We start from the raw sequence: 25,655 nt of genomic DNA, 5'->3' as shown, positions 1-25,655 counted from the left end.
CATACGTAATCACGTATACGAGCCTTCGTCGTTTAAATAATGAGGGAGAAATTTAAACGGGGATAACTAATCTAGTTCTAAAGTTCCTTACGACGTTTCTTTGCTCCGGCTAAACCTAACAGTGAAACGAGTCCGCCTAACAATCCAAGAGCAGCAATACCTTCAACTGGTTTTTCATCCGTTTGCGGTAAGGCACTCTTATCAGCTGCCTGGCTGGTCTCATTAGCACCATTTACGTTTGCACCTTCAGCAACAGTTGCTTCACCATTTGAACCATTTGAAGTTCCTTGAACGACTGAGCCGCCTGCAGTTGCTTCAGTGGTACCGTCGACTCCACCCTGATCAGTGCCAGTAGCGTCGCCTTGAACAACAGTTCCTTCGCCAGTTGAGATATTAGTCTCGCCACCGCCATTGTTGTTAGTGGTTGTCGTTGCGGTACCCCCTTCAGGAGTAGCATTGGTCGTTGGGGTACCAGTGCCCGTGGTTGGCGTACCATTTCCAGTATCTGGTGTTGTAGTTGCTGGACCACCATTATCTGGTATTGAGGTTGCTGGACCACCATTGCCGGTATTATTATCATCAGGAGTAGTGCTCCCACCTTTAGGGAAGTTGATTGTCAGTGTGTGGCCATCTGGCTGGGTAATAACAACTTGAGTATCCGTTGTGGTGTAACTGCCACCCTTTGGTAAGGTCCCACCAGTGCCTGGTTTGATGTTGTCGACAGGCTTTCCATCTGGTCCAGTAATGACATATGTGCCATTGCTATTCTTACCAACAGTGTAGTTACCGGCTGGTGTGTTGATAGCTGTTGAGGTCGTATCACCGCCGTTAACCGTAATGTTAACGATGACATCGTGATCTTTTCCGTCAATCGAACCACCATTACCAGGAGTCACAACAATTGTCTTACCATCCTTGTCAGTGATATTCAACGAACCATCTGGCGTCACAACATACGTATTACCATTTGGCAAAGTTCCTTTATCACCAGGTTGAAGCGTGTTTGAACCATTTGGCGTGGTCAAAGTATACGTGCCATCAGGGTTCTTAGTATAAGTGATTGTTGTACCCTTACCATCATCGCCACCTGGCAACGTAATAGTCGTGCCCTTTGAGCCATCCGAACCGTAATTGTTAGTGATGTAGTAAATGTCACCGCCATTGTTATTAACAGTTGATGAGGCTCCCTTGTTAGGATCGATGGTGAAGTGTGAGCCATCTGGGTTAGTAATGGTAATCGTGCCATCTTCGTTAACTTTAAAGGTTGCACCGTTTGGTAATTCACCAGTATCACCTGGTTGAACAGTCTGATGACTGCCATCAGGGTTAGTGATAATAATGTCACCGTTAGGCTGCTTCGTTACGTTAATAATGATGCCGCCGTTACCATCCTTACCTGGCACAAAGACTACGGTCGTCTTAGCTGTTCCTTGGTTATCGCCACCGTTAGGGTTGATAAAGATGTTGCCTTGATTACCATCCTTAGGATCAACCGTTGTAGTGGAGCCATCTGGATTGGTAAAGGTAATTGAGCCATCTTCATTGACAATATACTGGGTACCATTTGGTAATTCTCCAGTATCGCCAGGTTTCACTTCCTTAGTCGTGCCACCTGGCATGTGGATAATGGTACTGCCATCAGTCGTCTTCTCAACCGTTACGATAGTGTTAGCACCCGGCTGACCGTCCTTACCAGGTTGACCTGGAATGACGATAACTGTGGTCTTGCTGTCACCAGCAGTTGGTTGACCGCCAATCTTACTTGGATCAATGGTGTAAGTTGAACCATCTTCACCAGTGAAAGTAATTGTTCCATCTGGGTTAACAACGAAGCTGCCACCGGCTGGGTTGGTCTTGCTTGAGTTGTCACCAGGCTGGACCGTTTCCTTGCTGCCATCTGGGAAGGTGAAGGTCAATGAGCCATCAGAGTTCTTCGTTACGTTGATGCCACCATTTTGACCTGGCAGAGTAATCACAATTGGTTGAACAGTGTTGGTTGAGGATGACCCACCGTTACCAGGATTCTTGAAGTTCGAGTTTGGATTCATTGGGTCCGTGCCGTTCAGAATTTCTTGAAGATCAGTGTCGCCATCGCCATCCGTGTCACCATTCTTCGGATTTGTGCCAACTGTGACTTCAAAGTTATCCGGAATGCCATCACCATCAGTATCAATCGTATTGGTCGTTGATCCGCCACCATTATTGGTGTTGGTTGGCGTCGTCTCACCCTTGTTAGGATCAAAGGTTGACTGGTTACCATCAGGTGTCGTGAAGGTAATCGTCCCATTTGGATTGACGATCCAGGTCGTACCGTTTGGCAATTTACCTTCGCTACCTGGTTGAACGGTTTGAGTCGTCCCATCTGGGAAGTGGAGAATAACATCGCCATTAGGGAGCTTCTCAATCATGACAGTTTGGTCAGCACCATCCTTACCATCGGTACCGTCCTTGCCTGGCAGAACAATGTTAGTGATCTTGCTGCCTGGTTGGGTCGTGCCATTGGTCTTGTTATTTGGATCGACCGTGTAGCTGTTACCGTCACCATCAGTAAAAGTGATCGTCCCGTCTGGGTTGACCTTGAAGGTTCCGCCGGCTGGGTTGTCATGATCTTTTCCGTCACCTGGCTGAACGGTTTGGGTTGAGCCATCTGGGAACGTGAAGGTTAATGAACCGTCACTGTTCTTGGTAACCGTTGGCGCGCCAGTTTGACCTGGAATGTTGATCGTGATTGGTTGACCCGTGCTGCCACCGTTATTAGTATCTGAACCACCGTTGCCAGGGTTCTCGAAGTTTGAGTTTGGATCTAATGGATTAGTTCCGTTCAAAACTTCTTTCAGATCGGTATCGCCATCACCGTCAGTATCAATATTGTTAATGTCAGTACCCACCTTAGTTTCAAAGCTATCTGGAATGCCGTCACCATCTGTATCAACGTCATTACCGTTGGTGGTAGTTGACCCATTTGTACCATTACCTGGATTGATAATTGTCGTAGTGCCCTCTGGGTTTGAAATGCTTAACGACCCATCAGGAAGCACTGTGTAAGTTCCACCGTTTGGTAAAGTACCAGTGTCACCTGGTTGAACAGTCTTTGTCTTGCCATCAGGAGTGGTGATAGTTGCCGTCCCATCAGGGTTCTTAGTGTAAGTGATTGTGTGCGAAACACCGTCCTTGCCAGCCGGCAATGTGATAGTCGTAGTTGCAGGACCATTTGTACCGTAGTAGTTATTGGTCGTGTTGTTAGTCGTACCACCATTGTTGGTTGTATTAGTGGTAGTGCTTGTAGAGGTCGTTAACCCACTTGTGCCGTTATCAGGATTAATCGTAACCGTCTTACCATCTGGTGTCGTAAAGGTGAAGGTACCATCTGGATTGTAGGTGTACGTAGTCCCATCTGGTAAAGTGCCGCCCTTACCTGGTTCAACTGTCTGGGTAGAACCGTCCGGCAAGTGGAGAATAATATCACCGTTTGGTGTCTTTTCAGCAGTCACAACACTAGTTGCGCCATCTTTACCTGGCAAAACGATAACTGTCGACTTGCTACCTGGTTGTGTTGGTGTGTCTTGTCCGTTATTCGGATCAAAGGTGTAGTTGCTACCATCTGGATTCGTAATGGTAATAGTGCCATCGGAGTTGACCTTGAATGAACCACCATTGCCATCAGGCTTCGTTGCGTCACCAGGTTGAACCGTTTGGGTTGTCCCATCTGGGAACGTAAAGGTAATTGAGCCATCTGGGTTCTTAGTAGCTTTGACACCACCATCTTGACCTGGAATAGTCACAATAATTGGGTTAGTGGTTGTCCCTTTGTTAGGGTCAATCGTGTAACTGTTACCATTACCATCAGTGAAGGTGATTGTGCCATCTTGGTTTACCTTGAAGAAACCGCCATTTGCATCAGGTTGAGTTGAATCTCCTGGTTGAACGGTTTGAGTTGAGCCATCTGGGAATGTGAAGGTAATTGAACCATCAGGATTCTTAGTTGCTTTGACACCACTGTCTTGACCTGGAACGTTGTTAATCGTCGTAGTAGTCGTAGTGGTTGTTGTACTTGTTGAGCCATCCTTACCGCCGTTTTCAAGGCTCTTCAAGTTAGAAGCTGGATCTAACGGATTCGTGTGGTTTAGAACTTCTTGGAAATCAGTATCACCATCACCGTCAGAATCAGTCTTGGCAGTATTGGTACCAATCTTGGTTTCAAAGCTATCTGGAATACCATCGCCATCGGTGTCCACAGCATTACCTACATTGCCAGTACCAGTATTAATGGTTACGTTGTGAGTAGTGCCCTTACTTGGGTCAATCGTGCTTGTTGAACCATCTGGGTTAGTAAAGGTAATGGTTCCATCTGGATTAACAACGTAGCTACCGCCACCTGGTAAGGTATCCGTATCGTTAATGTGAACAACTTTAGTCGTCCCATCTGGGAAGTGAAGTGTGAGTGTGCCATCAGTTCCCTTTTCAACGGTCACAACTTGGTCTGGCGTGTTAGTGCCATCAGTTCCATTTTGACCAGGAATGACCACAACCGTTGTCTTGCTGCCTGGTTGAGCAGTAGTTGTGCCTGCACCTTTGTCGGTATTCGGATCAATCGTGTAAGTCTTGCCACTCGGATCCGTAAAGGTAATGGTTCCATCTGGGTTAACAACGAAGCTACCACCTGCTGGGTTGGTCTTTTCTTTGTTGTCACCTGGCTGGACAGTTTGTGTTGAACCATCTGGGAACGTAAAGGTTACAGAGCCATCTGGGTTCTTCGTAACCGTAGCACCGGCATCTTTGCCATCCTTACCTGGGATAGAAACAACGATTGGTGTAACCGTGTTCTGACCATCAGTGCCGTTGGTGCCGTCAGTTCCGTCCGTGCCCTTATTGTCATTCCCAATAGTCTTAAGATTTGAGTTAGGATCTTTAGGATTGGTGTTATTCATCATTTCTTGCAAATCAGAATCGCCGTCACCATCAGTATCCTTGTTTGATGGGTTGGTTCCCAAGATGTTTTCGAGGTTGTCTGGGATACCGTCGCCATCAACATCAGCGCTGTTGCCAGTTGTACCGCCGCCAACATTGTTAATCGTGACATTGTTGGTCGTTCCTTTATCAGGATCAGCTGTGTAAGTCTTGCCATCAGGAGTTGTGAAGGTAATTAAGCCTTCTGGCGTAACAACCCACTTCGTACCATCTGGTAATTCTCCGGTATCACCTGGTTGAACCGTCTTAGTTGTGCCATCTGGGAAGTGCAACGTAAGCGTACCATCTTTACCTTTTTCAACGGTCACAATTTGATCAGGAGTATTTTCACCATTTGAATCGTTTTGACCTGGAATGACCAGAACAGTGGTCTTGCTACCAGGTTCAACAGTGGCACCCTTCTCCTTGTTTGGATCAATCGTGAAGCTGTTGCCTGTACCATCAGTGAAGGTAATCGTGCCATCTGGGTTGACCTTAAAGTTCGTTCCATTAGGAGTTGTGTGGTCAGTCTGATCAGTTGGTTGAACAGTTTGCGTTGTACCATCTGGGAACGTGAAGGTTAATGAACCATCACTGTTCTTAGTAACAATTGTGCCAGCATCTTTGCCATCCGCGCCCTTTTCACCTGGAATCGTAACGATGATTGGCTGCACTGCAGTAGAACCGTTCGTCCCATCCGTACCGTTTGAGCCACCAGTACTTACAGAACCACCATTAATGTAAATGTTAATTGGACCGGAGGCACTACCATTATTACCGTTACCAAGCGTCTTAACGTTTGAACTAGGATCCTTAGGGTTAGTGCCGTTCAGAATTTCTTGAAGATCAGTGTCGCCATCGCCATCAGTATCTACAGCTGACGGGTTAGTACCCACTGTAATTTCGAAGCCATCTGCAACACCGTCACCATCAGTATCCACTGGCGTTACTGTGGTTTGACCGCTGCCATTGTTGCCAGTAGGTAACGTATTTCCTTTATCAGGATCAATGGTTTGTGTCTTGCCGCTAGGATCAGTGATTGTAATTGTCCCATCTGGGTTAATAACAACACTTGAACCATCTGGCAAAGTACCCGGTTTGTCTGACGTGATCGTTTGAGTAGAACCATCTGGTAAGTGGAGCACAATATCACCATTAGGTGTCTTCTCAATCATCATGGTCTGATCAGTACCGTTTTTACCATCGGTGCCATCTTTACCAGGTAACACAACGTTAGTAATCTTGCTGCCTGGTTGAGTGGTGCCATTCGTCTTATTGTTTGGATCGATGGTGTAACTATTACCGGCCCCATCAGTGAAGGTGATTGTACCATCTGGGTTAACCTTGAATGAACCACCATTAGGATCAGTGTGGTCAGTTGCGTCACCCGGTTGGACAGTGTCGGTGGTGCCATCTGGGAAGGTGAAGGTTAATGAGCCATCAGAATTCTTAGTCACCTTAGTGCCGGCATTGTTACCATCTTGACCTGGTAATACGACTGTAATTGGGCCATTTGCCCCATTATTTCCTGGCGTTTCAGAACCGTTTGAATCAGCGCCACCATTACCACCGTTAGGGTAGTAGTTAGTGTTACCGCTATCAATAATAATGATAGGTTGACCACTGCCATTTGAGCCTACTTTATTTGGATCAATGGTTAATGTGTGCCCATTACCATCGTCGACAACTAACTTGCCGTCAACGATCTTCCATGAAGGTTCACCCGTTTGTCCTACATCACCAGTTGTATCTTTATCGGTATACAATACTTGAATTGTTCCGCCAGCCTTAGGTACAACATAACTTGATAGGTTAGCTGGTTTGTACCAAGTATTCCCATCAGCATCTTTGTAACTGTCTTTAAGGTTTCCAGTAATGACCGATCCAGGTACACCTGATAAATCAGTATTTTGATCCGCATTGAAATCAGTCAGTGGGATAATTGCGCCTGGCGTGCCATCACTGTTAGGATTTTCACCAACGGCTACGATGGTGTATTTAACTTCACCCTGGTTGTCAGTTGGCGTATCGGTAGAATCTGTTGACGTCCCTTTAGTGTATTTAACAAGGTAAGTGGTCCCATCCTTGAGAGTTTCAGAATCCTTAGTTGGCACTGTGTAAACTGTCGTGGTAGTTGTAGTACCATTATCAATTGCCACAGTAACCGTTTGAGGCAATCCTTTAAGAGATAAGTCAACCGTCTGTCCGTCTTGATCCTTAGTTACTTCTCCAGCATCAACAGCATCAAGGGTACCATCCTTAATTGTCACTGTTACTTTTGGCGTAGAAACTGATGGCGTTGTTGGATTAGTCGTTAGGTCCTTGAAAGCTTTCCCAGAATCATCAGCTGCCTGAACTTTGTAACTGATAGTTTCGTCAGTATTTGGAGTGGCATCAGTAGCAGTCAGCAAAATTTTCCCAACTACTTGAGTTCCATCGACGCTAGGATCAACGAGAAGATACTGAGGACCAACAAATTTATTGTTCTGGTCAGTCGATAATTTATCCAAGGCCGCGGCAACACCTTCAGTACCAGATGTAGAGTTGTAGGTAAATGGTACTGTAATGACACCATCCTCTAACGTTGCTTTGCCAGTATCAATATTGAAGTCATCAGCCGTTAAACCACTCAGATCCAATCCCTTGGACTGTCCTGTGCTGTCGAGGCCGTTAGCAATAACGCCCGTACCAGGTGCGACAGTAACTGAACTTGCAGCCGTTCCAGCTTTCAATGCATCATTAAGTGCTTTAGCAGCATCGGTGGCAACTGCAGCATCAGTAACTGATTTAGCTGCAGTGGTTCCGGTTACATTTTGACTTAAGGTTAAGTTTCCTGCCAAACGTTGATCAAGAATGTGACCACCAAGACCAATAACCGCTTTATCGACATCATATTGTGACGCATTAACGGCGTTATCAACTTGGTGCGCATAGTCCGTTGCACTCTGTGGGATTGTTGACCCCGCTGGAGTGCCAGCAGCTAATAATTGTTTTAATTGTGTCTTATCAACGTTCTGATAGGCAATTGTAGTTGCCCCAGTTTCAGTGTCGTTGAATACTTTGGATGCCGTGTTAAATGTAAGACCTACAAATTGGCCTGGGACGGCACTTTGGCCAGTCGTCATATCAACCAGTTTAGGATCGGTAAACTTAACTGGAACAGCAACAGTTTGACGAATTCCACCTAAGGAGCCACTGATAAATGGGCTAATTGCATCACCTAAGCCATTTGATACCCAGTCAGTAATGCCATTAATTCCAGGGGTGATAACTTTCGTATTTAAATCATGACCTAGCCCGAACAAACTTTTAACAATTCCAGTTATCGCTGAACCAATTAGGCCGCTGCCAATAGATGAATGATTGATATCGTTTATCAGAACATCAATTGGCTTCTTCGTATCAAACGCATGCATAGGATCGTTTGCATCTGGCGCTATGACTGGTTGATCACCTGCAAAAACTGCGTCCAATGACTTACTAATCTGGGTTACCCAGCCGGTGATATAAGATTTAACCATATTCAAGATTGCACTGGCTGTTTCGACTTGACCGTCTGAGTTTACCGAAATAACAGTCTTACCATCTTGGGTAGAAATATTGGCGTCTTCTAGTGCGGTAACCTTAACACCATCCGCCATTAATTGATCGCCAAATTTGTTTAAATCGTCAATTTGATCATTAATCTGACCGATCTGGATGCCATATGCCTGTTGAAAATCAGTTGTATCAACGCCCACCATCTTAAGAAGATCAACTAAGGTTGCAACAATACCACTGACCCCAAACGTCTTTATGTTATCAAGGCTTAAAGTACCATCTGTCAGTAGTTTCCCGATTGAAGTTGCTGCTCCTGGAATTTTCGCAAGATTGCCAAGATTAGTTGGATCCGCAACAATCGATGAGACAGTATCGGTAATTTCTTCAGGAATTAAAGATTTACCTTGAATGTGTCCAAACTCGTCTAACTTTGGCGTTCCATCGTCATTTCTTTGAATATCGCCAATCAAGAACTTACCAATGTCACCACCAATACCACTAATACCGGAGATACCATTAGTAACTGCCCCAACAACATCTTCAACGATTTGGCCGTTCATGACTGCTGTATAAATGGCTTTACCATCGATATCAGTTCCTACAGCATATTCCGGATGATTATTTCCGCCGTTTGCGTCTGAATTACCATAATCAGAGTTAACAATCTGGAAATATTCACCCGTATCTTTATTTTTCAAAACGATACCAACAGCATTTTGCTGAACAACTTGAAGTGTTCCAACTAATAAACTACTCTTAATGGCATCTGGAACACCAATCGTTGCACCCTGTTGACCACTTCCAAGTGCCGATACGTTAACCCAATCCTTAGTTACGCCATCAACATATATTGTTGTTGCGCGTTGCTGAAGATTATCACTGTCTGAAGAAACAGCTCCTTGGTCGTTCATAATATCAATTGTTTTTGCTTGATCAGTCTTGTCTTTATCACTTGATAGATCGCCAGAACTAATCTTCATGTCCAAATTATCATTTAACGAAGCTGTATGATCGCCTGGTGCACTGATTGAGCCATCGCCAAAACTACCATCAGGAACTTGAGCGACTCCGGTATAATATGGATCACCATATTCCCCTTTAGTCCGGTTAGTTGCAGCATTAGCACCTTGAATAGCATCTCCGGCAATTGTACCAGAATCGGCACTCTGCGTGTCTCCGCCTAAACCAGCCGTTGCACTATTTTCTGCCGATGTTTTTAAGCCATCACCAAACATGCTTCCTTTGATTAAAGCACCTGAAGTGTCTGGCTCAGTGGTTGCGCCTTCTGGTACATCAACTTTACCTTCTGTTTGCGAAGTATCAAGTTTTGTTGGGCCAGACGTTAAAACATCGCCAGCTTTACCAGCTTGAACAGCGCCTTTATCATCATTGTAGTTTGCTGGATTATCGATATCTCCAGTAGCTGGCGTTGTTGAAGTAGCTGGCTTATAATCTGACGGCTGGACGACTTTAGTTGCGGTTGCTGCCTCTTGATCTGCTGTCGTATCTGAAGCAGCCTGATCATTAGCAGTTGTGGCCGCTGACTGTTCAGTCGTTGGATCAGCTTGCGTTGCAGCAGATGCTTGTGTTGGTGTGCCAAGTAATACAGCACCTAATGAAAAGGTCGCGATTCCTGCAAAAAGCCAGGTTCGACCTGCTTTATACATCCGATAGTGTAACCGCTCCGACTCATGCATGAGGGCTAACTTACGGTTCCCCTTAGATAGATTCTTTGAACCTCTTCCCATAATAATTCCTCCTCCATAAATTCCAAAAACTTTAAAGAAATTAAGCAAGTACAACGTTGTGCTTTGCACACCCTTACATTAGCAAAACTAAAGAAAAAAAGGCTCGCTTAAAAAAGAATTATTACTTGGTTTTTAAATTTGAATTTAAAAATTGGGGAATATTTTCGATAAAATCCCTTTTTTACTGAAAGTTATGGTTACAGATGTAAATCATTTTTTAAGTAAAAAATCCCACATACGTTATCAGCGTATGCGGGATTTTTGCATATATACCAAAGAATTATAAATGGCTCATTTAATTCAGCAAATCGGTGTGACGCTTCTTTTCTTCAACTAAGCCAATCAGCGATACCAATGTTCCCAATAAGCCAAGAACGACAGCCCCTTCAACCGGTTGTTCACTAGTTTGAGGGAGTTCACTTGTACCGTTTACTGAATGATTCTCTTGACTATCAGCCTTACCATTAACAACATTCGAAGTGACTACAGGTGAGGTCTGAGTAGCCACGCCACCTTCAGTAGTATTAGTCGATCCATCATTGCCATTCGTCACAACACTGCCCTGATCAGTACCAACGTTGGTGCTACCCGTACCTGTACTGTCACCATTTACCGTTGGGGTTTCACTGCCGCCATTATCATTGTCATCAGTATTCGTGCTTGGAACAGCAGTGCCATTATCAGGGATGGTTTCCGTCACACCTGGATTAGGATTGGTGCCGCCTCCCGGATTGGTATCACCCTTAGGCTTCGTGCCACCACCTGGGTTGGTATCACCACTGTTTGCGAAATTAACCGTGACGCTGCCGCCACCCGGAATAGTTAGTACAACGTTGTGGTCATTCACAACAAAACCACCAACATCTGGAATGTTACCCGTTTGACCAGGTTGAGCGTTAGAAATAGTTGAACCGCCTGGGAAATTGATGTTGTAAGTGCCATTGTCATTTTGATTGATCGTGTAATTACCTAGCTGGGTTGGCACAGTTGTTGAAGCTGAGCCTTTATCACCATTAATATTAATATTAACGTTCACTGTCACTGCTGTTGGATTACCTGAGCCATTTGCAGGGTTCGTCACGAATGTATCGCCACCAGTTGTGGTAAAGGTAACCGTACCGTCATCATTAACCGTGTACTTTGTTCCATCTGGTAATGCGCCGGAATCACCAGGCTTCGTCGTTAAATCACCACCTGGCGTGTTTAAGGTGATCGAACCGTCCGAATTCTTAGTCATCGTCACAGTAGTGGTCGTGCCATCTTTACCCGGAATAACCACAACCGTATTCTTACTGCCGTCATCAGTGCCATAGTTGTTATTCGTAATGTAAACATTGCCAGTTGAACTGCTGCCATCACCCGGCGTAATCGTTGAATTATCACCATTTGGATTAATAATCTGCAGCGTGCCGTCAGGGTTAATGATGTAGGTATCCCCGTTAGACTGCGCCGGATCAGTACCCTTTGTTGGTGCGTTTTCAATATTCTGACAACCCGCAGCAGGTTGCGACGGTTGAGCCGTTGCTACTGTCTCCGTCACAGCTGATGCTTGTGATGGCACACTGATTAATGCAGCCCCCAATGAAAATGTCGCGATTCCCGCAAAAAGCCACATTCTTCCTGCCTTATACATCCGCTAATGTAATTACGTCGATTGGTTTTCTAACGCCAATTTACGATTTCTCTTAGATAAATTTTTTGAGCTTTTTCCCATAATAGATCCCCTCGATTTCTAAAATATAAAAAAAGAAGCAAAAACAATAGTTATCTTTTACAGTCTTATACCATCTCAAAATATGTCATAAGAAAACCTTATTTAGCAGTGATCATGAAGAATTTTGGGTGTCCCAAAAGGTCGTTATTAAGTATGTTCCATAAACACCGTCGTTGCAGAAAGTTATGGTTACTTACTATAAATAGGTATACATAAAAAAAGCGGTCATTCTCCTCACTGGAAGAATGACCGCTGAAATTTTAATTAGCGTTTAAACAGTTTACATGATTATTTTTGAACTTGGGCAATTAATTTCTTGATTGTTTGAGCTTGGAACTCAGCCGTCAATTGCTTCTGCAGTTTTGCCTGATCTGCTTTTGACATGGTTGGGTCCTTCATCATTGCAGCTTGCATCCCCTTCATCACGAAGGCCTTACCCTGCTGCTTCAATTGTGCTTGATACGTCTTGTTCTTCATCTGTTTTTGAAGTGCTTTGGACTGCGCAACTGAAAGAACCAGCCAGTTCTTGTTGACTTCGATCTTGTTGGTCCGCTTAACGAACTTGTGATTTTCACCGGTGAAGCCAAACCAGAATTTGGCAGCATTGTTCTTGTAACGCCAACGGGTAACCGTCGTTGTCATCTGAGTGGTGCCACTGATTCTAACTAACTTGTTCTTCGTGTCGCTATTAGCCTGTGTATGAACCGGCTTCTTAGCATTTTCACTATTTTTGTAAATGTAAACTTGATGATTATTCTTTGAGCCAATTGGCTGGTAAAGAATCATCGACATTTGTTTGTTGGGACTTACGGAATAGATATTCTTTGTCGTGGTCGTGGTGTATTGTTCCAGACCATAGTGATCTTGCCAGTTTTTAACGGCATAGACACTAGAGACGACTAATCCCAGTAAGGACAGAAGAGTTAACGTGATACTGACAGCATTGTTCTCGATATAGATGAAGAAAACAAACGCTAATACGGCGAATAGGCCGAGTAAGAATAAGATCATTTGCTTTCACCCCCATTTTTTGCAGTGTAATCACTAGCTTCTCCACGGTTCTTCATAAAGAGCGCGGTGATAACAGCCAACAGACAGAAAATGGCAGCAACGATGAAGGCAGCATGATAACCACTCAACGTAGCGTTGATGGCGTGATCCTTGTATGCCAATGGGTCAGTCTTCAATAGATGCTTACCTGGCATATCATCCTTAGTCACGTTACTCAAAATACTGATCAGAACGGCAGTACCCACTGAACTGGCAATTTGACGCTGCGTGTTGTTCACGGCAGTCCCATGGCCAATCAAGTTAACTGGTAAAGCGTTCATACCAACAGTAGTAGCAGGCATCATAGCCATTGAAATACCGAACATCCGAACGGCATAAAGGATAACGATGTAGGCAGTTGGCGTGTCTTTAGTAATGAAGATAAACGGAATTGAACCTAACGTTAACAGCACCATACCCATGATAGATAAGCGCTTAGCACCGTAACGGTCCACCGCACGTCCAGTAATTGGACTCATGATGGCCATCATCACGGCACCAAATAACAGGGTTAATCCTGAATGGAATGCTGACATACCCTTAACAATTTGCAGGTACAATGGAATAACCATTTCAACACCCACCATGGCCATCATCGAGATTGAACTCAAGATAGCTGAGATGGTAAACGGTATTGAACGGTAAACCCGCATTTCCAAGAAAGGATCGTCCATCTTTAGTTGACGCCAGATGAACAAAGCAACAACGATCACACCAACAATCAAGAAGCTGATTACCTTGGTGCTGCCCCAACCGTCGTCACCAACTGTTGAGAAGCCGTAGAGGAGACTACCGAAACCAACTGTTGACAGGATAACTGAAAGGACATCGATGCCTTCCTTCTTAGTCTCCAGCACTGGGTGCATCCAGAAGAAACTAGCAATGATCACGAGGGCAAGGATTGGTAACGTCATACCGAATAAATCACGCCATGAGAAGTTATCAATCACCCATCCTGAAAGTGTCGGGCCAATGGCGGGTGCCACACCGATAACGATACCGGCAAGCCCCATGGCAGTCCCACGCCGTTCTGGCGGGAAGACTGATAACATGATGGTTTGCAGTAATGGCATGGTAACACCAACACCAATACCTTGAAGCAAACGACCTGCTAACAGAATACCGAAGTTGGAAGTTGGTGCAGTATAAGCCACAAAAGTGCCAGCGAAGAAAATCGTCATCGCGACAATGTAGAGCCACTTGGTATTGAAACGTGTACTTAACCAAGCACTGATTGGGATCATAATCCCGTTAACCAGCATAAATCCAGTTGTTAACCATTGAACGGTTGACGTTGACACGTTGAACGCGTTCATTAAGGTTGGAAATGCTGTTGATAAAATAGTTTGATTGAGGACTGTACAGAAAGTACCGACCAGTAAAATAATGATCAGTAACCCTCTATTGTAGGATTTCCCCTTTGTGTCTACTGCGTTACCCACTAATTAAAACCTTCTTTTCTTTAAGTTTACTTTTAAACGACTGTTCACTACTATAATAACTTGAAAGGTATTTGTCAACTATCTTGACAAACTTATTTGATAATATATACTAGTCATTATGAAATCGGGTAAGTACGTTAGTAAATATAACAACTTGAATCCTATTCTGATAGGAAAGAAAACCGTTACAATAAGTATTTAATGAGAAGAGGAATTAATTTGAACACTGAGGAACATAACGCGTTTGCAACTTTCTCCAAGAAAGTTAACTGGCACCTTGGCATTGGCGATGTCTCAGCCGCAACTGGCGTATCACAGAGCCAACTCAGGTACTGGGAACAAAAAGGCTACATTACTAGTGAAAAAGAAAAGGGTCAAAATCGCAAGTATTCGTATGAAACCTTAATCCGGGTCTTTATAATCAATAACTATATTAAGCAAGGATTTACGCTAACCGCTGCGGTGAAAAAAGCTGCTGCTCACCGAGAAACCATGGAACTTCTGAAGCGATCAATGGTTGACCGGTTTCAAGGCATCGACGAGATTGACGGTTACCCAGCCATCAACTTAGGCTTCGTAGACGGCCAGCAGACCGAGGTTCTCTATCTCGTCGTTAAAGAAGACCGAACCGATGTTAAGATCGTCAAACAGGCTTAATATTTCTACTTAAAAAACGGATTTTCCAGCATGTTATGACTGGAAAATTCTTTTTTTAATTGTTTAGTAGGCGACCGTGACATCTCCATTTGAAGAACTAAGTTCAAAGGCTTGTCCGTTTGGTTTAACTTTACCGTAATCGTGACGATTCTTGCCATAAAGACTGGTATCACCAGTTGAACTATTGGCGTGAATGGCAACGCCAGCTCGAGGAATAATGTGGGCAGTGATATCGCCATCGTCGGTATTTGCAGTTAACCTGCCTTTTATCGACTGGTCCTCCAAGTTCAAATCACCACTAGCGCTTGAGACGCTGAGATTCTGCCAGCGGTTATTGACGAGTGACACATCGCCATCGGCTGAATGAACGCGGCTATCAGCCTTCATGAAATGACTGTTACGAATCGTGATATCACCCGAAGAATCAATGTTTAATCCGTGATTGAAAGTGACGCCGTTCATTGTAATATCGCCATAATTCTGATGCGGCATGTTCATCTCGTTAGTAACCGTCGTGCTTTCAAGATTCAAGTCACCGTAACCGGTGCTGCTCAAGCTTGCCAACGTTAAATCACTGACGTGCAAACTCGCATCACCACTGTTATCAACCGTTTTAATTTGCGTTTGTTTAGGCACCGTCACCTCAATCATTGGCGACTCATTATCGTCATTAAAATCGCCGAACATGAAGTGGGTTCTAGAATGCCCGGAAATGGTCAGTTCATGACCAGTGACACTGGTTTTGATTTGGTTACTCTTTTGCGCATGCACCGTCACTTTAGCAACATGACCACGATGAATAGCAATCGGACCATAGTTAGAGCCGTCAATTTTGATGGTATCCACGTTCTTGATTTCCCGCATACTTGTCGTGTGCTGATCGATTTTTAAACCATCATGCCAGTAAATGGATTTGAGACCGCCTTGACCGACCCCAATGGCCAGCATGATACCGCCGATGACCAAGATAATAAGGCCCGTTATAAACGTCTTTTTCATTTGTGGTCACGCTCCTTTTCCGCCTGATCCTTAGACTTCAGCTTACCGTATAACCAGCGGCTGATAGATAACGTGACGTGAATAGCACCGCTAATCAGCCACTTAAACGCTGGAATAAGCGCAATGAAAAGGCCAATCATGCATAAGCCGCTACCGATATAAACCAAGCCAGTGGACATTGACTGCGCGAAAATACCAATACCAACCCCGAAAACGAAAAGGCCAGCAAATGCCAAGGAGATGATGGTGACCACGAGTCCAAAAATAATGGCTGCCGCACCGACCAATAAGCCAAATAAGGTTGCCAGAACACCGATTGCTAACGGAATGGTCAGCGGCGTGGATAAAATGGCGAGAACGATCAGCCAAATTGTCCGAACTTGGGTCTTGGATTGCGCTGCCCGGCTGCGCATCGTTTTTCCCTCTTTTTCCGGCGCATCCAGCAAGCGAATCGAATAATCGGCTAAAACTTTACGTGCCAGCTGGCGTGGTGAACCTAACGCTTCAACACTCGCTTCATAACTGTCAATCTCGCCGTCCGCTAAATATTCTGAATAAAAGCTCACGACTTCGTCCAATTCATCATCACTCAGCTGGTTGAGATAACTTTTAAATTCTTCGATATATTTATCCATGATTGATTTCATCTCCTAACATTGAATCGATACCCAACTTAAAGTTTTGCCACTCCTTTTGAATCGTCTCCAGCCGAGCTTTCCCATCCGTAGTAATTTGATAATAGCGGCGATTGCGGCCTTGATAAGGCTCATCATAAGTCGTTAACCAACCGTTCTTTTTCAGGCGCCGCAAGACAGGATACATCGTCGACTCCGATACCTTGATGGCTTGCTGGACCCGCTGTGTCAATGCATAGCCGTAGTAATCTTGCTGGGCTAAAATTGCCAGCACGCTGCCATCTAATAGTTCTGAACTGACTTGAATGGCCACAACGTCCACCTCCTATGATATTATATGTCATATAGTATGATTCCAAACATAGTGTACTCGAGGACAATCATTTTGTCAATTGAAAACAATATCACAATTGAAAGCAGTATAATAGACTTATCAATCATTTAGGAGGAACCATCCATGACTACTAAAGACACTTACACAGACGTTCTTACCCACGCCACTAACCTGGCTTTAGCAACTGAGACGCTAGCCGGCCATATCCCTAGCGTGCGCACCGTTAATTTCTTGTACTTCCCAGAAGAATCAGAAAATACAGTTTACTTTGCCACATCTAAGAACACTGATAAGGTAAAGGAACTTGAAGCAAACGCGCACGTCTCATTTACAACCACTCCCCTTTCTGCCGAAGACGCCCGGACCGTTCGCGTCACTGGTGCGGATACCAAGATGGTCAACGAACGCCGCGACGATCTTTTTAAAACGATGGATCAAAAATACCCTAGTTTTTCGATGTTCGACCAAGCAGCTCGTGATAACATGAATGTTTATGCTGTCGCTTTTAAAGAAGCAGAAGTCTTTGGTCACGGAACTGACAAGATTTCTTTTGATTAATCATTGAGAACACAAATAAGCCTACTTTTTCACCGTCAAATCGGTCGAAAAAGTAGGTTTATTTTATTATGTTCTATTTATCTTGTTCCTCAAGGGTCTGATAAATCGTATGCAAACCGCTTAACAGATCACTCTTACTCATTACTAGTGGTGGTAGCAGACGCAACGTATTACCAACAGCGGAAAGGGTTAGTAACCCCTTTTGGTGCAGTGCTTTAATCACATCATTAACCGCCACGTCAGCCGTCAAATGAATTCCAATCATCAGGCCACGGCCACTAACTGATTTAACAATCTTTAGGTCATCAAAACGATCCAGTTCGTCCCAAACGGAGGCCGCTTTATCACGAACTTCTTCCAGAAACGCCGGTGTTAACTGTGTCAAAACAGCCTGCGCGGCAGACATTGTCAACGGGTTGCCGGCAAAGGTGGAGCCGTGAGTACCTGGACCAAACGCAGGACCAAGATTGGCTTTCCCAATCATGGCGCCAACTGGCAAACCGTTAGCCAGCGCCTTAGCTGACGTCACAATATCAGGATCCAGACCGACCCCCTGATAGGCGAACTTATAGCCAGTTCGGCCAATCCCGGTCTGAACTTCATCAATGATGAACAGTGTGTTGGTGGCTTTACATTTTGCTTGAACCGCATGGAGCCAATCCTGATCACCTACGATTACACCGCCTTCACCCTGGATCACTTCAAGGATCACCGCAGCCAGATCATCCGTAATCGCATCTAAGGACGCTTCGTCGTTATAATCCACGAAACTAATGTCTGGGACTAACGGCGCGAATCCTTCCTTAATGTGATCATTGCCAGTCATGGACATTGAGCCGTAAGTCCGGCCGTGAAATGAATGGTTGAATGACAAGACCTTTGATTTACCAGTGGCTTTACGAGCTAACTTTAAGGCAGCTTCGTTCGCTTCTGTCCCAGAATTAGCGAAGAACACTAACTTATCCTCATCACCAACTAAGAGTTCAGCAACAGCCTCCTGTAAATGATTTTGATAAAGGTTAGAAATATGCCACATTTTGGTCAGCTGCACACTGACCGCGTTTTGAATCTTAGTGTTTTCATAACCGAAGTTGCAAACCCCGATACCTGAAGTGAAATCTAAATAATCCTGGCCTTGGTCGTCGGTCACAACGACTCCGTTACCAGAAATCGGTTCGAAATCAAACCGATCATAAGTTGGAAATACGTGCGTCATACTCATTTCAATCGTTTGCCCCCATTTTTAATGTTGTTCCTGGATGTGTTAATTGATCGGTAATGCGAACCGCCTGAACCCCAGCATGAACAGCTTTTACCGCTGCTGAAAGTTTCGGCTGCATCCCGTCAGTGATGACTTTTTCTTCTATTAAGTGTGGTAGATCCTGCGGAATCATAGCAGAGATCACTTTGCCGTTTTTGAGGACGCCAGGAACGTCAGTTAGTAAGTAAAGTTGACTGGCTTTCAGGACCCGCGCAACATCCGCTGCGGCAGTATCCGCGTTAACGTTTAGCCACTCACCATCCGGCGTCAGTGCTAATGGTGCTAAAACACCTATTTGCCCCTTAAGAATCTTAGAAAGCGCCAGCTCATTCACACCCGTAATATTACCAACAGCACCGTATGCTGCTTGGTCAATATATTGGCCCGTTAATAACTGCTGATCGGATGCATTGAGTCCGATGGCCGCCAAGCCTTCGTGAGCTAACCGCATTAATAGCGCTGGCTGGGTATTGCCCAGTAACACCATCTTGGTTAAATTCAAAGTTGGTTCATCCGTCAACCGGATCCCATCCTTCTTAATCGTAGGAATGTTCAGTTTAGCTGACAGTTTTGAGATCTGCGGACCGCCGCCGTGAATCAGTAAAACTTTTTTACCGGCCTGACGCCATTGACGTAGCTGTTCGAAGAACTCACTATTCAGTTTTGAGATGGCGTTGCCACCGATTTTAACAATGATCAGATTCACGACTGTCGCTCCCTTTTAAGTATGATAACTGGCGTTAATTTTGACGTAATTATAAGTTAAATCACAGCCCCAAGCTTGGCCTGTTGCATCGCCCACGTGCAGGTCAACATCGATGACGACTTTGCTGGCACCCATACTATCGTGTGCAGCCTGTTCATCAAACGGTAACCCTAAGCTGTCTTTGACCATTTTGATACCGTTCACTTCGATATCAACGTGATTAATATCAACGTGTGCATTGGTCATCCCAATCGTCGAAATAATTCGGCCCCAGTTAGGATCTTGACCAAAAATGGCCGCCTTAACTAAGTTTGAACCAACAATGGCCTTAGCAACTTCTTGGCCTTCCAGTTCGTTAAAGGCGCCTTTAACGTTACATTCCACTAACTTAGTTGCCCCTTCGCCATCGGCAGCAATCTGCTTTGCTAATTCTTGAAGTACCAAGTGCAAGCCCTGTTCGAAGGTCGAAAAATCTGCGTCATCAGTACTCGTCAGTTTGGGCGCACCAGCCATGCCGTTTGCCATGACCACGAGCATGTCATTAGTGGACGTATCTCCATCAACGGTGATTTGGTTAAACGTGGTATCTACCGTTTGACTCAACGTTTGCTGCAACAGGTTGCCGTCGATAGCGGCATCCGTAGTCACAAACCCCAGCATAGTGGCCATCTTGGGGTGAATCATGCCGGAGCCCTTAGCGAAACCAGTAATGGTCACCGTTTTGCCGCCCATTTGGAGTTGCACACAGGCATGCTTCGGCTTTTTATCCGTTGTTAGAACGGCTTTAGTCACGTTGTCATCATGGTGCGGGCTAAGCTGTTTAATTCCCGCGGTAATTTTAGCCATCGGAAGTTGCGCGCCAATCAATCCGGTTGAAGCAACCCCAACCAAGTTGGCGTCGATGCCTAGTTTTTGCGCCATCAGCTGCTGTTCAGTCAGAGCGTTTTGTTCACCCTGCTGACCCGTACATGAATTTGCACAAGCACTGTTCATCACAACGGCTTGGAGTTGATGAGCCTGATTAATGGTGTTCTTAGTGAGTTTAGTTGGTGCTGCTTGAAATTTATTGGTGGTGTAGGTCCCTGCCGCACTGGCTGGGACTTCAGAAACCAGGTAACCAAAATCTAATTTATCACTTTGGCCAAGACCCACTTCGATGCCATCATTGTAGTAACCCGTTGGCCATTGAAAATTTGTGAGTGTCACATCATCGGTTTTTATCATACGCGTTCTTCTTTCTCATTCTCAATTTCAGCTTAAACAAAAGCTGGTAAGGCTGGTAAAGCAGTCGTTTCAGCAAAGTCAAACAAGTGGTTGAAGTTCTGAACGGCTTGTCCAGCAGCCCCTTTGATCAAATTATCAATGACACTGATGACCATCACCGTCTGAGTAACGGGATTGTACACAACCCCGATATCGCAATTATTCGTGCCCACGACTTCTTTTAAATCCGGTGTTGTGCCATTCAAGACGTGAACAAAATTCGAATCACCATAGTCTTCATTAAACGCGGCCATCAGTTTTTCCTGAGTGACGCCAGGTTTAACTTTGGCGTAAATGCTGGCCATTAATCCAGTCGTCAGTGGTAATAAAGTGGTACTGAATTGAATCGCGTTCACAGAATCATTCCATTTTTTAAGTTGCGCAACGATTTCTGGGATATGTTTGTGGGTATTCAACCCATAAAGTTGTAGATTATCACTGGCTTCCGTGAAGTGAGTAATACCAGTCAACTTTTTCCCAGCACCCGAAGTCCCTGATTTGGCATCAACCACGATCGTATCGGGATCAATTAAATCACTTTGAACCATTGGTGCGAGTCCCAGCAGTGTTGCCGTGGCATAACAGCCTGGATTAGCAATGTAGTTGGTTCCTGGCTCGTAAAAATCTGCCAAACTATAGGTGGCTTTTTGCAAATGCGCTGCAGATGCCGCCGGCTTGTGATACCACTTCTCGTATTCCGCTGGATCCGGCAAACGGTAGTCGCCGGATAAGTCGATCACTGGAAAATCAGCATCGATAAAATCACCTGCCAGCTGACTGGAAACCCCTGAGGAAGTAGCGAAGAAGACAGCCTCGTTAGCTGCCATAATCTGTTGTGGATCGAACCGTTGAATCTTGATGTGCTGGCCGTAGAAACCTGGAACCAATTTATCGAGATAGCGGACCTCACCATCTTTCCCTTCATCTTGATGTCCATATAAATTAATGTGGTCGATTGCCGGGTGCTTAGCAAGCAGCGTGTATAGCACTGTGCCACTGTAGCCGGTAACGCCTACTATCGCAACGTCCATAGGTTTCACCTCACATAAGTTATTAGTTGCTTTTTCGTATGCGTCTTACTATAAGCTCATCATTCAAAAAATGCAATATTTTTTACTGAATTTATCAAAAATAAGCTTATTTATGTATATTATCTACAAAAATAAGCCATGTATGCATTTATTTTTGAATAAATTTTGCTAATTCCAAAAGAGCCTTCTCATTTTGATTTAATAATTGGCTACAAAAGTACCGTGGTTTGATGCAATCAGTTAATTAGATTATGTATTAGACTTACATTAGCGGAAAATAAAATATCTGGTATAATGAGTGCAAATACTAAATACGGGATGATCGATCATGAATATTGAACGCTTTATCAAAGCCCGTAAAGCGATGGGGCTATCACAAGCTGAGCTTTGTGACGGTATCTGTACGCAAGCGACGCTAAGTAAATTTGAAAATTCTGGCAAGGCACCTGCGATTCGAATCCTGACGCAGCTTTGTGCCCGTCTAAACTTGACCCTAGATGATGTCTTTCCGGTTAACCCACCGGCTCAGTCAGAGGCTAACCAGCTCTTGGATCGTGCTGAATATAAATTGATTACAAGTGAATACGACAGTGCCAACGACGACTTGAATCAGGTCAATTTCGATAACCTTTCCGTTCACGGACAAATGCAGTATTACTTTGTAAAGGGCTATTTATCCGCCTTGTTGGAAAAGCCGATTGCTGATACTTTGTATTACTTTAATTTAATCCTGAACGATTTGGACGATACTCACAGCACCATCTATACCCAGCTCGCCTATACCGGTAGTGGGATTGCCTATGGTCATAACCACGAAAACCAGAAAAGTGAATTTTTCTTCCAAAAGGTCTTCGATGGCCTGCACACCCTGCCATTAACGGATAACAAGGCCATCTGGCGTGCACTGAACATGGTCTTCTACACCGCCGAGTATTTCGCGCACGTTGAAGATTACAAAACCAGTGATTCACTCTTGGAATATGGTTACGAGATCTGTGCTAATAATCACGTGACGTATTACGCTGCCCGGATTTGCTTCCGTCGCGCACAAAACGCGATTGCAGAAGGTCGGGATAGCAACGCCATCACTCAGATGATCAACGACGCAAAAGCCTTTGCGCGGATGAATAATAACCTGAAACTTTTGGAACGCATTGAAAAGACCGTTTTTAACTAGTGGTTTAAATGTAAAGAACCGCAACCCCATGATAGTGGGATTGCGGTTCTTTTGTATTCATATTTACTTCTACATTGCATAAACGTGCTCCACAACGCAGAGACCTGCATGTAAAGACGCCCCACCACAAATCCAAACCCGGGATTTATGGTGCTTTAGTTCCATATTGTATAAACGTGTTCAACAACGCAGAGACCTGCATGTAAAGGCACCCTGCCACAAATCCAAACCCGGGATTTATGGTGCTTTAGTTCCATATTGTATAAACGTGTTCAACGAGGCAAAGACCTGCATGTAAGGCGTCCCCACCACAAATCCAAACCCAGGATTTATGGTGGGGACGCCTTACACTCCGGTCTCTAAACGCCTCGTTTCACACTCTACTTAACAATAATCACCGACACCTTAGCTTCTCTCATAATCTCACCCGCAACGTGGCCAATTCTTAAATTACCACGGTGCTTATGCGAACCCAACAAAACAAGATCCGGCTTAAAATCTGGGATGATTTCTTCCAAAATTACCCGTTCTGGCTTACCTTCACCCACCATCGGTTTCACTTCTTTTACGCCAAAGGCTTTGGCCTTGCTGACATAAGTGTTTAGATCATGATAGATATCATCTCTGCGCGCCTTGATCACATCTGGAGACAGTGATTGGAAAATATTCATATCACCAGTTTCCATGACTGACACGATACCGAGTGGTAAATCAAATGTCCGTGCTAACGTGCAGGCATAGTTGAACGCCTTACGTGATGATTCATCATCGTCATCATCCACGGCTAACAGTAACCGGTTGTAACTCATTTCTTCTGCATCAAAATCGTCTTCTGTAAGCATCAAAATCCTCCTAATCTAATTAACCATTAATTCGGTTTCCCTAGAATAACTATAACATTCATAGAGTGGAACACAAGCTCTTTTTAGGTAAGCCAAACATTTTGTTTCCGATTAATTGATTTAATAACTATTAGATTTAACTAGGATGACTTCAATTCAGATTACAGCGAGAGCCTACCCATTAGCATCATAGCAACCGTAATTACGGCACCGCTAACAATCAATATCGAAGCTGACCACTCCAGCCGGTTCAGGTACCGACCCGTATTCGTCTTTAACGTGAGGGCGTACAGAATAATTCCCGGTACGTAGACGACCAGACAGATGAACAGATACTGAAGACCGGCTAACGTAATCCCCACAAACTGGAAGGTCAGCGCCGCTATGCCAATCCACATCTGCAGCAGATTACCCTTAGTGCTCCGGTTCTGCCAGGAATATTTGATTTGGTACGCCGCCACAATGATGTAACACACCACAATAGATGCTGTACAAAGACTATACGCAAATTCATACGCTTTTTCAGCAAAAACCAGGACAATCATGAAGCCCTGGACCATGCATGCCGTCGTCATCAGTGCCAGTGTTGGCACACCATGTTTGTTCTTTTTAGCAAACCGCTTAGGTAACAGCCCTTGTTCAGCCATCATTCCCAACGTTTCAGCCGGCAGCATCGTCCACGAAAGCCATGCCCCCAAAATTGAAATAAGGAGGCCAATACTGATAAAGCTACCACCCCATTGACCCACCATTTCTTCAAAAATATACACCATGGCAGGCTGTTTCATTTGAACTAACTCAGCTCGTGGTAGATAGCCATATGGCAAGATGGAGGCCAGTACGTATATTAATAGTAAACAACTCACACCAATTAAGGTGGAACGACCGGCTATCTTACGGCTCTTAGCGCGTGACGCCAACACTGTGGCGCCTTCAATACCAACGAAGACCCACATCATAATCATTAAACTACTGCGGATCTGCGGTGCAATTGCGCCAAAAGTCACGGAACCTCTCAAGTTACCCCAAAATTGTGCCGTAAAGATATGACCGTTAAACAAAATAGCAGCCACAATGATGAAGGTAAAAATTGGAATTAACTTGCAGACTGTGATCACCGTATTCATTAACGCCGCACTTTCGATCCCGTGATTAACCAGAAATGTCAGTGCCCACGCAAGAATACTGGCGACAAAGATCGATTGTGGACTATTGCCATGCTGGAAGAAGGGGAAGAAGTACCCTAAAGTACTCATAAAAACGGTCGCAAACGCCACGTTGCCTAACCAAGCTGACATCCAGTAGCCCCAACCGCTGATGAAACCAACGAAAGAACCAAACCCTGCTTTACCATACGAAAAAATACCTTCTAAGTCAGAACGCTTATTCAATAAGTTATTCAAACAAGCAGCTAACATCAAAATACCGAACCCAACAATCGTCCAAGATATAATAGCTGCCCCTGGGGACGCTGCAACAGCCAGATCACTGCTCAACGCAAAAATTCCGGAGCCAATTGCTGTCGTCACAACCATGGCAGTAAGTGAAACACCGTTGATTTTGTGAGCTTGTGATGTCATAGGATTTCCCTCATTTCTTGAGGCGGCTTTTTTGCATATGATATACAGCCGCGCCTTTTTATATTATTCAGTTTACCCTAGTTAAGTTAATAATCCATGGGGAAAATGTGAAATTTTTTAAAAATTATCCAGTTTATATTTATGAATATTAACAAAATCCGTTTAAAACAG

General features: G+C 44.5%; 15 protein-coding genes and 1 pseudogene. 3 read left to right on the top strand and 13 right to left on the bottom strand.

Translation table 11 applies throughout. The features are described 5' to 3' along the window. Positions 1-77 precede the first annotated feature (77 nt). From IWT5_RS03860 to IWT5_RS03845, 4 genes and pseudogenes are all read right to left on the bottom strand, one after another. Complete coding sequence (locus IWT5_RS03860) at positions 78-10,235, bottom strand: KxYKxGKxW signal peptide domain-containing protein (protein ID WP_089108624.1); 10,158 nt, start codon at positions 10,233-10,235, stop codon at positions 78-80. 295 nt (positions 10,236-10,530) lie between these two features. Then, a pseudogene (locus IWT5_RS03855) lies at positions 10,531-11,871 on the bottom strand (KxYKxGKxW signal peptide domain-containing protein); the annotation flags it as partial. A gap of 366 nt (positions 11,872-12,237) precedes the next feature. Continuing rightward, the gene (locus IWT5_RS03850) at positions 12,238-12,960 is read right to left on the bottom strand and encodes a DUF4811 domain-containing protein (RefSeq protein WP_089108622.1); all 723 of its coding nucleotides are present in this window, start codon (positions 12,958-12,960) and stop codon (positions 12,238-12,240) included. Beyond that, positions 12,957-14,441: an MDR family MFS transporter gene (locus IWT5_RS03845; protein ID WP_089108621.1), complete on the bottom strand. Its 1,485-nt coding sequence runs from the start codon at positions 14,439-14,441 to the stop codon at positions 12,957-12,959. The genes IWT5_RS03850 and IWT5_RS03845 overlap by 4 nt, the downstream gene beginning before the upstream one ends. Before the next feature lie 201 nt (positions 14,442-14,642). Between IWT5_RS03845 and IWT5_RS03840 the strand changes: the two genes are divergently transcribed. Beyond that, positions 14,643-15,098 (top strand): MerR family transcriptional regulator, encoded by a 456-nt coding sequence (locus IWT5_RS03840; protein WP_089108620.1) that lies wholly within the window; start codon positions 14,643-14,645, stop codon positions 15,096-15,098. Positions 15,099-15,161: 63 nt separating this feature from the next. Here IWT5_RS03840 and IWT5_RS03835 read toward each other — a convergent pair whose 3' ends face one another. The 3 genes from IWT5_RS03835 to IWT5_RS03825 are packed head-to-tail and all read right to left on the bottom strand — an operon-like array spanning position 15,162 to position 17,045. Further along, positions 15,162-16,097, bottom strand: coding sequence for a DUF4097 family beta strand repeat-containing protein (locus IWT5_RS03835; protein ID WP_089108619.1), 936 nt, complete (start codon positions 16,095-16,097; stop codon positions 15,162-15,164). After that, on the bottom strand, positions 16,094-16,732 hold the full coding sequence (locus IWT5_RS03830) for a DUF1700 domain-containing protein (protein ID WP_159459281.1): 639 nt from the start codon (positions 16,730-16,732) through the stop codon (positions 16,094-16,096). The genes IWT5_RS03835 and IWT5_RS03830 overlap by 4 nt, the downstream gene beginning before the upstream one ends. Next, complete coding sequence (locus tag IWT5_RS03825) at positions 16,725-17,045, bottom strand: PadR family transcriptional regulator (RefSeq protein WP_089108617.1); 321 nt, start codon at positions 17,043-17,045, stop codon at positions 16,725-16,727. Before IWT5_RS03825 ends, IWT5_RS03830 begins: the two co-directional genes overlap by 8 nt. A gap of 144 nt (positions 17,046-17,189) precedes the next feature. Between IWT5_RS03825 and IWT5_RS03820 the strand changes: the two genes are divergently transcribed. After that, positions 17,190-17,624 carry a pyridoxamine 5'-phosphate oxidase family protein gene (locus tag IWT5_RS03820; protein ID WP_089108616.1) on the top strand — a complete coding sequence of 145 codons (435 nt, stop codon included), beginning with the start codon at positions 17,190-17,192 and terminating at the stop codon, positions 17,622-17,624. 73 nt (positions 17,625-17,697) lie between these two features. Here IWT5_RS03820 and argD read toward each other — a convergent pair whose 3' ends face one another. Genes argD through argC form a run of 4 tightly spaced genes read right to left on the bottom strand, consistent with a single transcriptional unit; the run spans position 17,698 to position 21,885 of the window. Beyond that, the gene (gene argD / locus IWT5_RS03815; RefSeq protein ID WP_089108615.1) at positions 17,698-18,846 is read right to left on the bottom strand and encodes an acetylornithine transaminase; all 1,149 of its coding nucleotides are present in this window, start codon (positions 18,844-18,846) and stop codon (positions 17,698-17,700) included. 1 nt (position 18,847) lies between these two features. Then, the gene (argB, locus tag IWT5_RS03810; RefSeq protein WP_089108614.1) at positions 18,848-19,591 is read right to left on the bottom strand and encodes an acetylglutamate kinase; all 744 of its coding nucleotides are present in this window, start codon (positions 19,589-19,591) and stop codon (positions 18,848-18,850) included. Positions 19,592-19,606: 15 nt separating this feature from the next. After that, positions 19,607-20,815, bottom strand: coding sequence for a bifunctional glutamate N-acetyltransferase/amino-acid acetyltransferase ArgJ (argJ, locus tag IWT5_RS03805; protein ID WP_089108613.1), 1,209 nt, complete (start codon positions 20,813-20,815; stop codon positions 19,607-19,609). A gap of 32 nt (positions 20,816-20,847) precedes the next feature. Further along, the gene (gene argC / locus IWT5_RS03800) at positions 20,848-21,885 is read right to left on the bottom strand and encodes an N-acetyl-gamma-glutamyl-phosphate reductase (protein WP_089108612.1); all 1,038 of its coding nucleotides are present in this window, start codon (positions 21,883-21,885) and stop codon (positions 20,848-20,850) included. Positions 21,886-22,213: 328 nt separating this feature from the next. On the opposite strand from argC, the gene IWT5_RS03795 reads away from it, so the two are divergent. Then, positions 22,214-23,062: a helix-turn-helix domain-containing protein gene (locus tag IWT5_RS03795; protein ID WP_191981273.1), complete on the top strand. Its 849-nt coding sequence runs from the start codon at positions 22,214-22,216 to the stop codon at positions 23,060-23,062. A 380-nt stretch (positions 23,063-23,442) separates the two neighbouring features. Here IWT5_RS03795 and IWT5_RS03790 read toward each other — a convergent pair whose 3' ends face one another. Together IWT5_RS03790 and arcD are read right to left on the bottom strand one after the other, a co-directional pair. Further along, a complete protein-coding gene (locus IWT5_RS03790; protein WP_089108611.1) occupies positions 23,443-23,904 on the bottom strand; it encodes a universal stress protein in 462 nt (153 codons plus the stop codon). A 161-nt stretch (positions 23,905-24,065) separates the two neighbouring features. Next, positions 24,066-25,484: an arginine-ornithine antiporter gene (gene arcD, locus IWT5_RS03785; RefSeq protein ID WP_089108610.1), complete on the bottom strand. Its 1,419-nt coding sequence runs from the start codon at positions 25,482-25,484 to the stop codon at positions 24,066-24,068. Positions 25,485-25,655 lie beyond the last annotated feature (171 nt).

The sequence above is a fragment of the Secundilactobacillus mixtipabuli genome, from assembly GCF_002217925.1.
GTDB classification, from domain to species: Bacteria; Bacillota; Bacilli; order Lactobacillales; family Lactobacillaceae; genus Secundilactobacillus; species Secundilactobacillus mixtipabuli.
Note: the sequence above shows the minus strand (reverse complement) of the source record. Positions and strands in the feature narration are given on the sequence as shown.

Excerpts from the sequence above, each read along its gene's own strand:
- IWT5_RS03860 (WP_089108624.1), bottom strand. The coding sequence starts at position 10,235 with ATGGGAAGAGGTTCAAAGAATCTATCTAAGGGGAACCGTAAGTTAGCC.
- IWT5_RS03850 (WP_089108622.1), bottom strand. The coding sequence starts at position 12,960 with ATGATCTTATTCTTACTCGGCCTATTCGCCGTATTAGCGTTTGTTTTC.
- IWT5_RS03840 (WP_089108620.1), top strand. The coding sequence starts at position 14,643 with ATGAGAAGAGGAATTAATTTGAACACTGAGGAACATAACGCGTTTGCA.
- IWT5_RS03835 (WP_089108619.1), bottom strand. The coding sequence starts at position 16,097 with ATGAAAAAGACGTTTATAACGGGCCTTATTATCTTGGTCATCGGCGGT.
- IWT5_RS03830 (WP_159459281.1), bottom strand. The coding sequence starts at position 16,732 with ATGGATAAATATATCGAAGAATTTAAAAGTTATCTCAACCAGCTGAGT.
- IWT5_RS03820 (WP_089108616.1), top strand. The coding sequence starts at position 17,190 with ATGACTACTAAAGACACTTACACAGACGTTCTTACCCACGCCACTAAC.
- argD (WP_089108615.1), bottom strand. The coding sequence starts at position 18,846 with ATGAGTATGACGCACGTATTTCCAACTTATGATCGGTTTGATTTCGAA.
- argJ (WP_089108613.1), bottom strand. The coding sequence starts at position 20,815 with ATGATAAAAACCGATGATGTGACACTCACAAATTTTCAATGGCCAACG.
- argC (WP_089108612.1), bottom strand. The coding sequence starts at position 21,885 with ATGGACGTTGCGATAGTAGGCGTTACCGGCTACAGTGGCACAGTGCTA.
- IWT5_RS03795 (WP_191981273.1), top strand. The coding sequence starts at position 22,214 with ATGAATATTGAACGCTTTATCAAAGCCCGTAAAGCGATGGGGCTATCA.
- IWT5_RS03790 (WP_089108611.1), bottom strand. The coding sequence starts at position 23,904 with ATGCTTACAGAAGACGATTTTGATGCAGAAGAAATGAGTTACAACCGG.
- arcD (WP_089108610.1), bottom strand. The coding sequence starts at position 25,484 with ATGACATCACAAGCTCACAAAATCAACGGTGTTTCACTTACTGCCATG.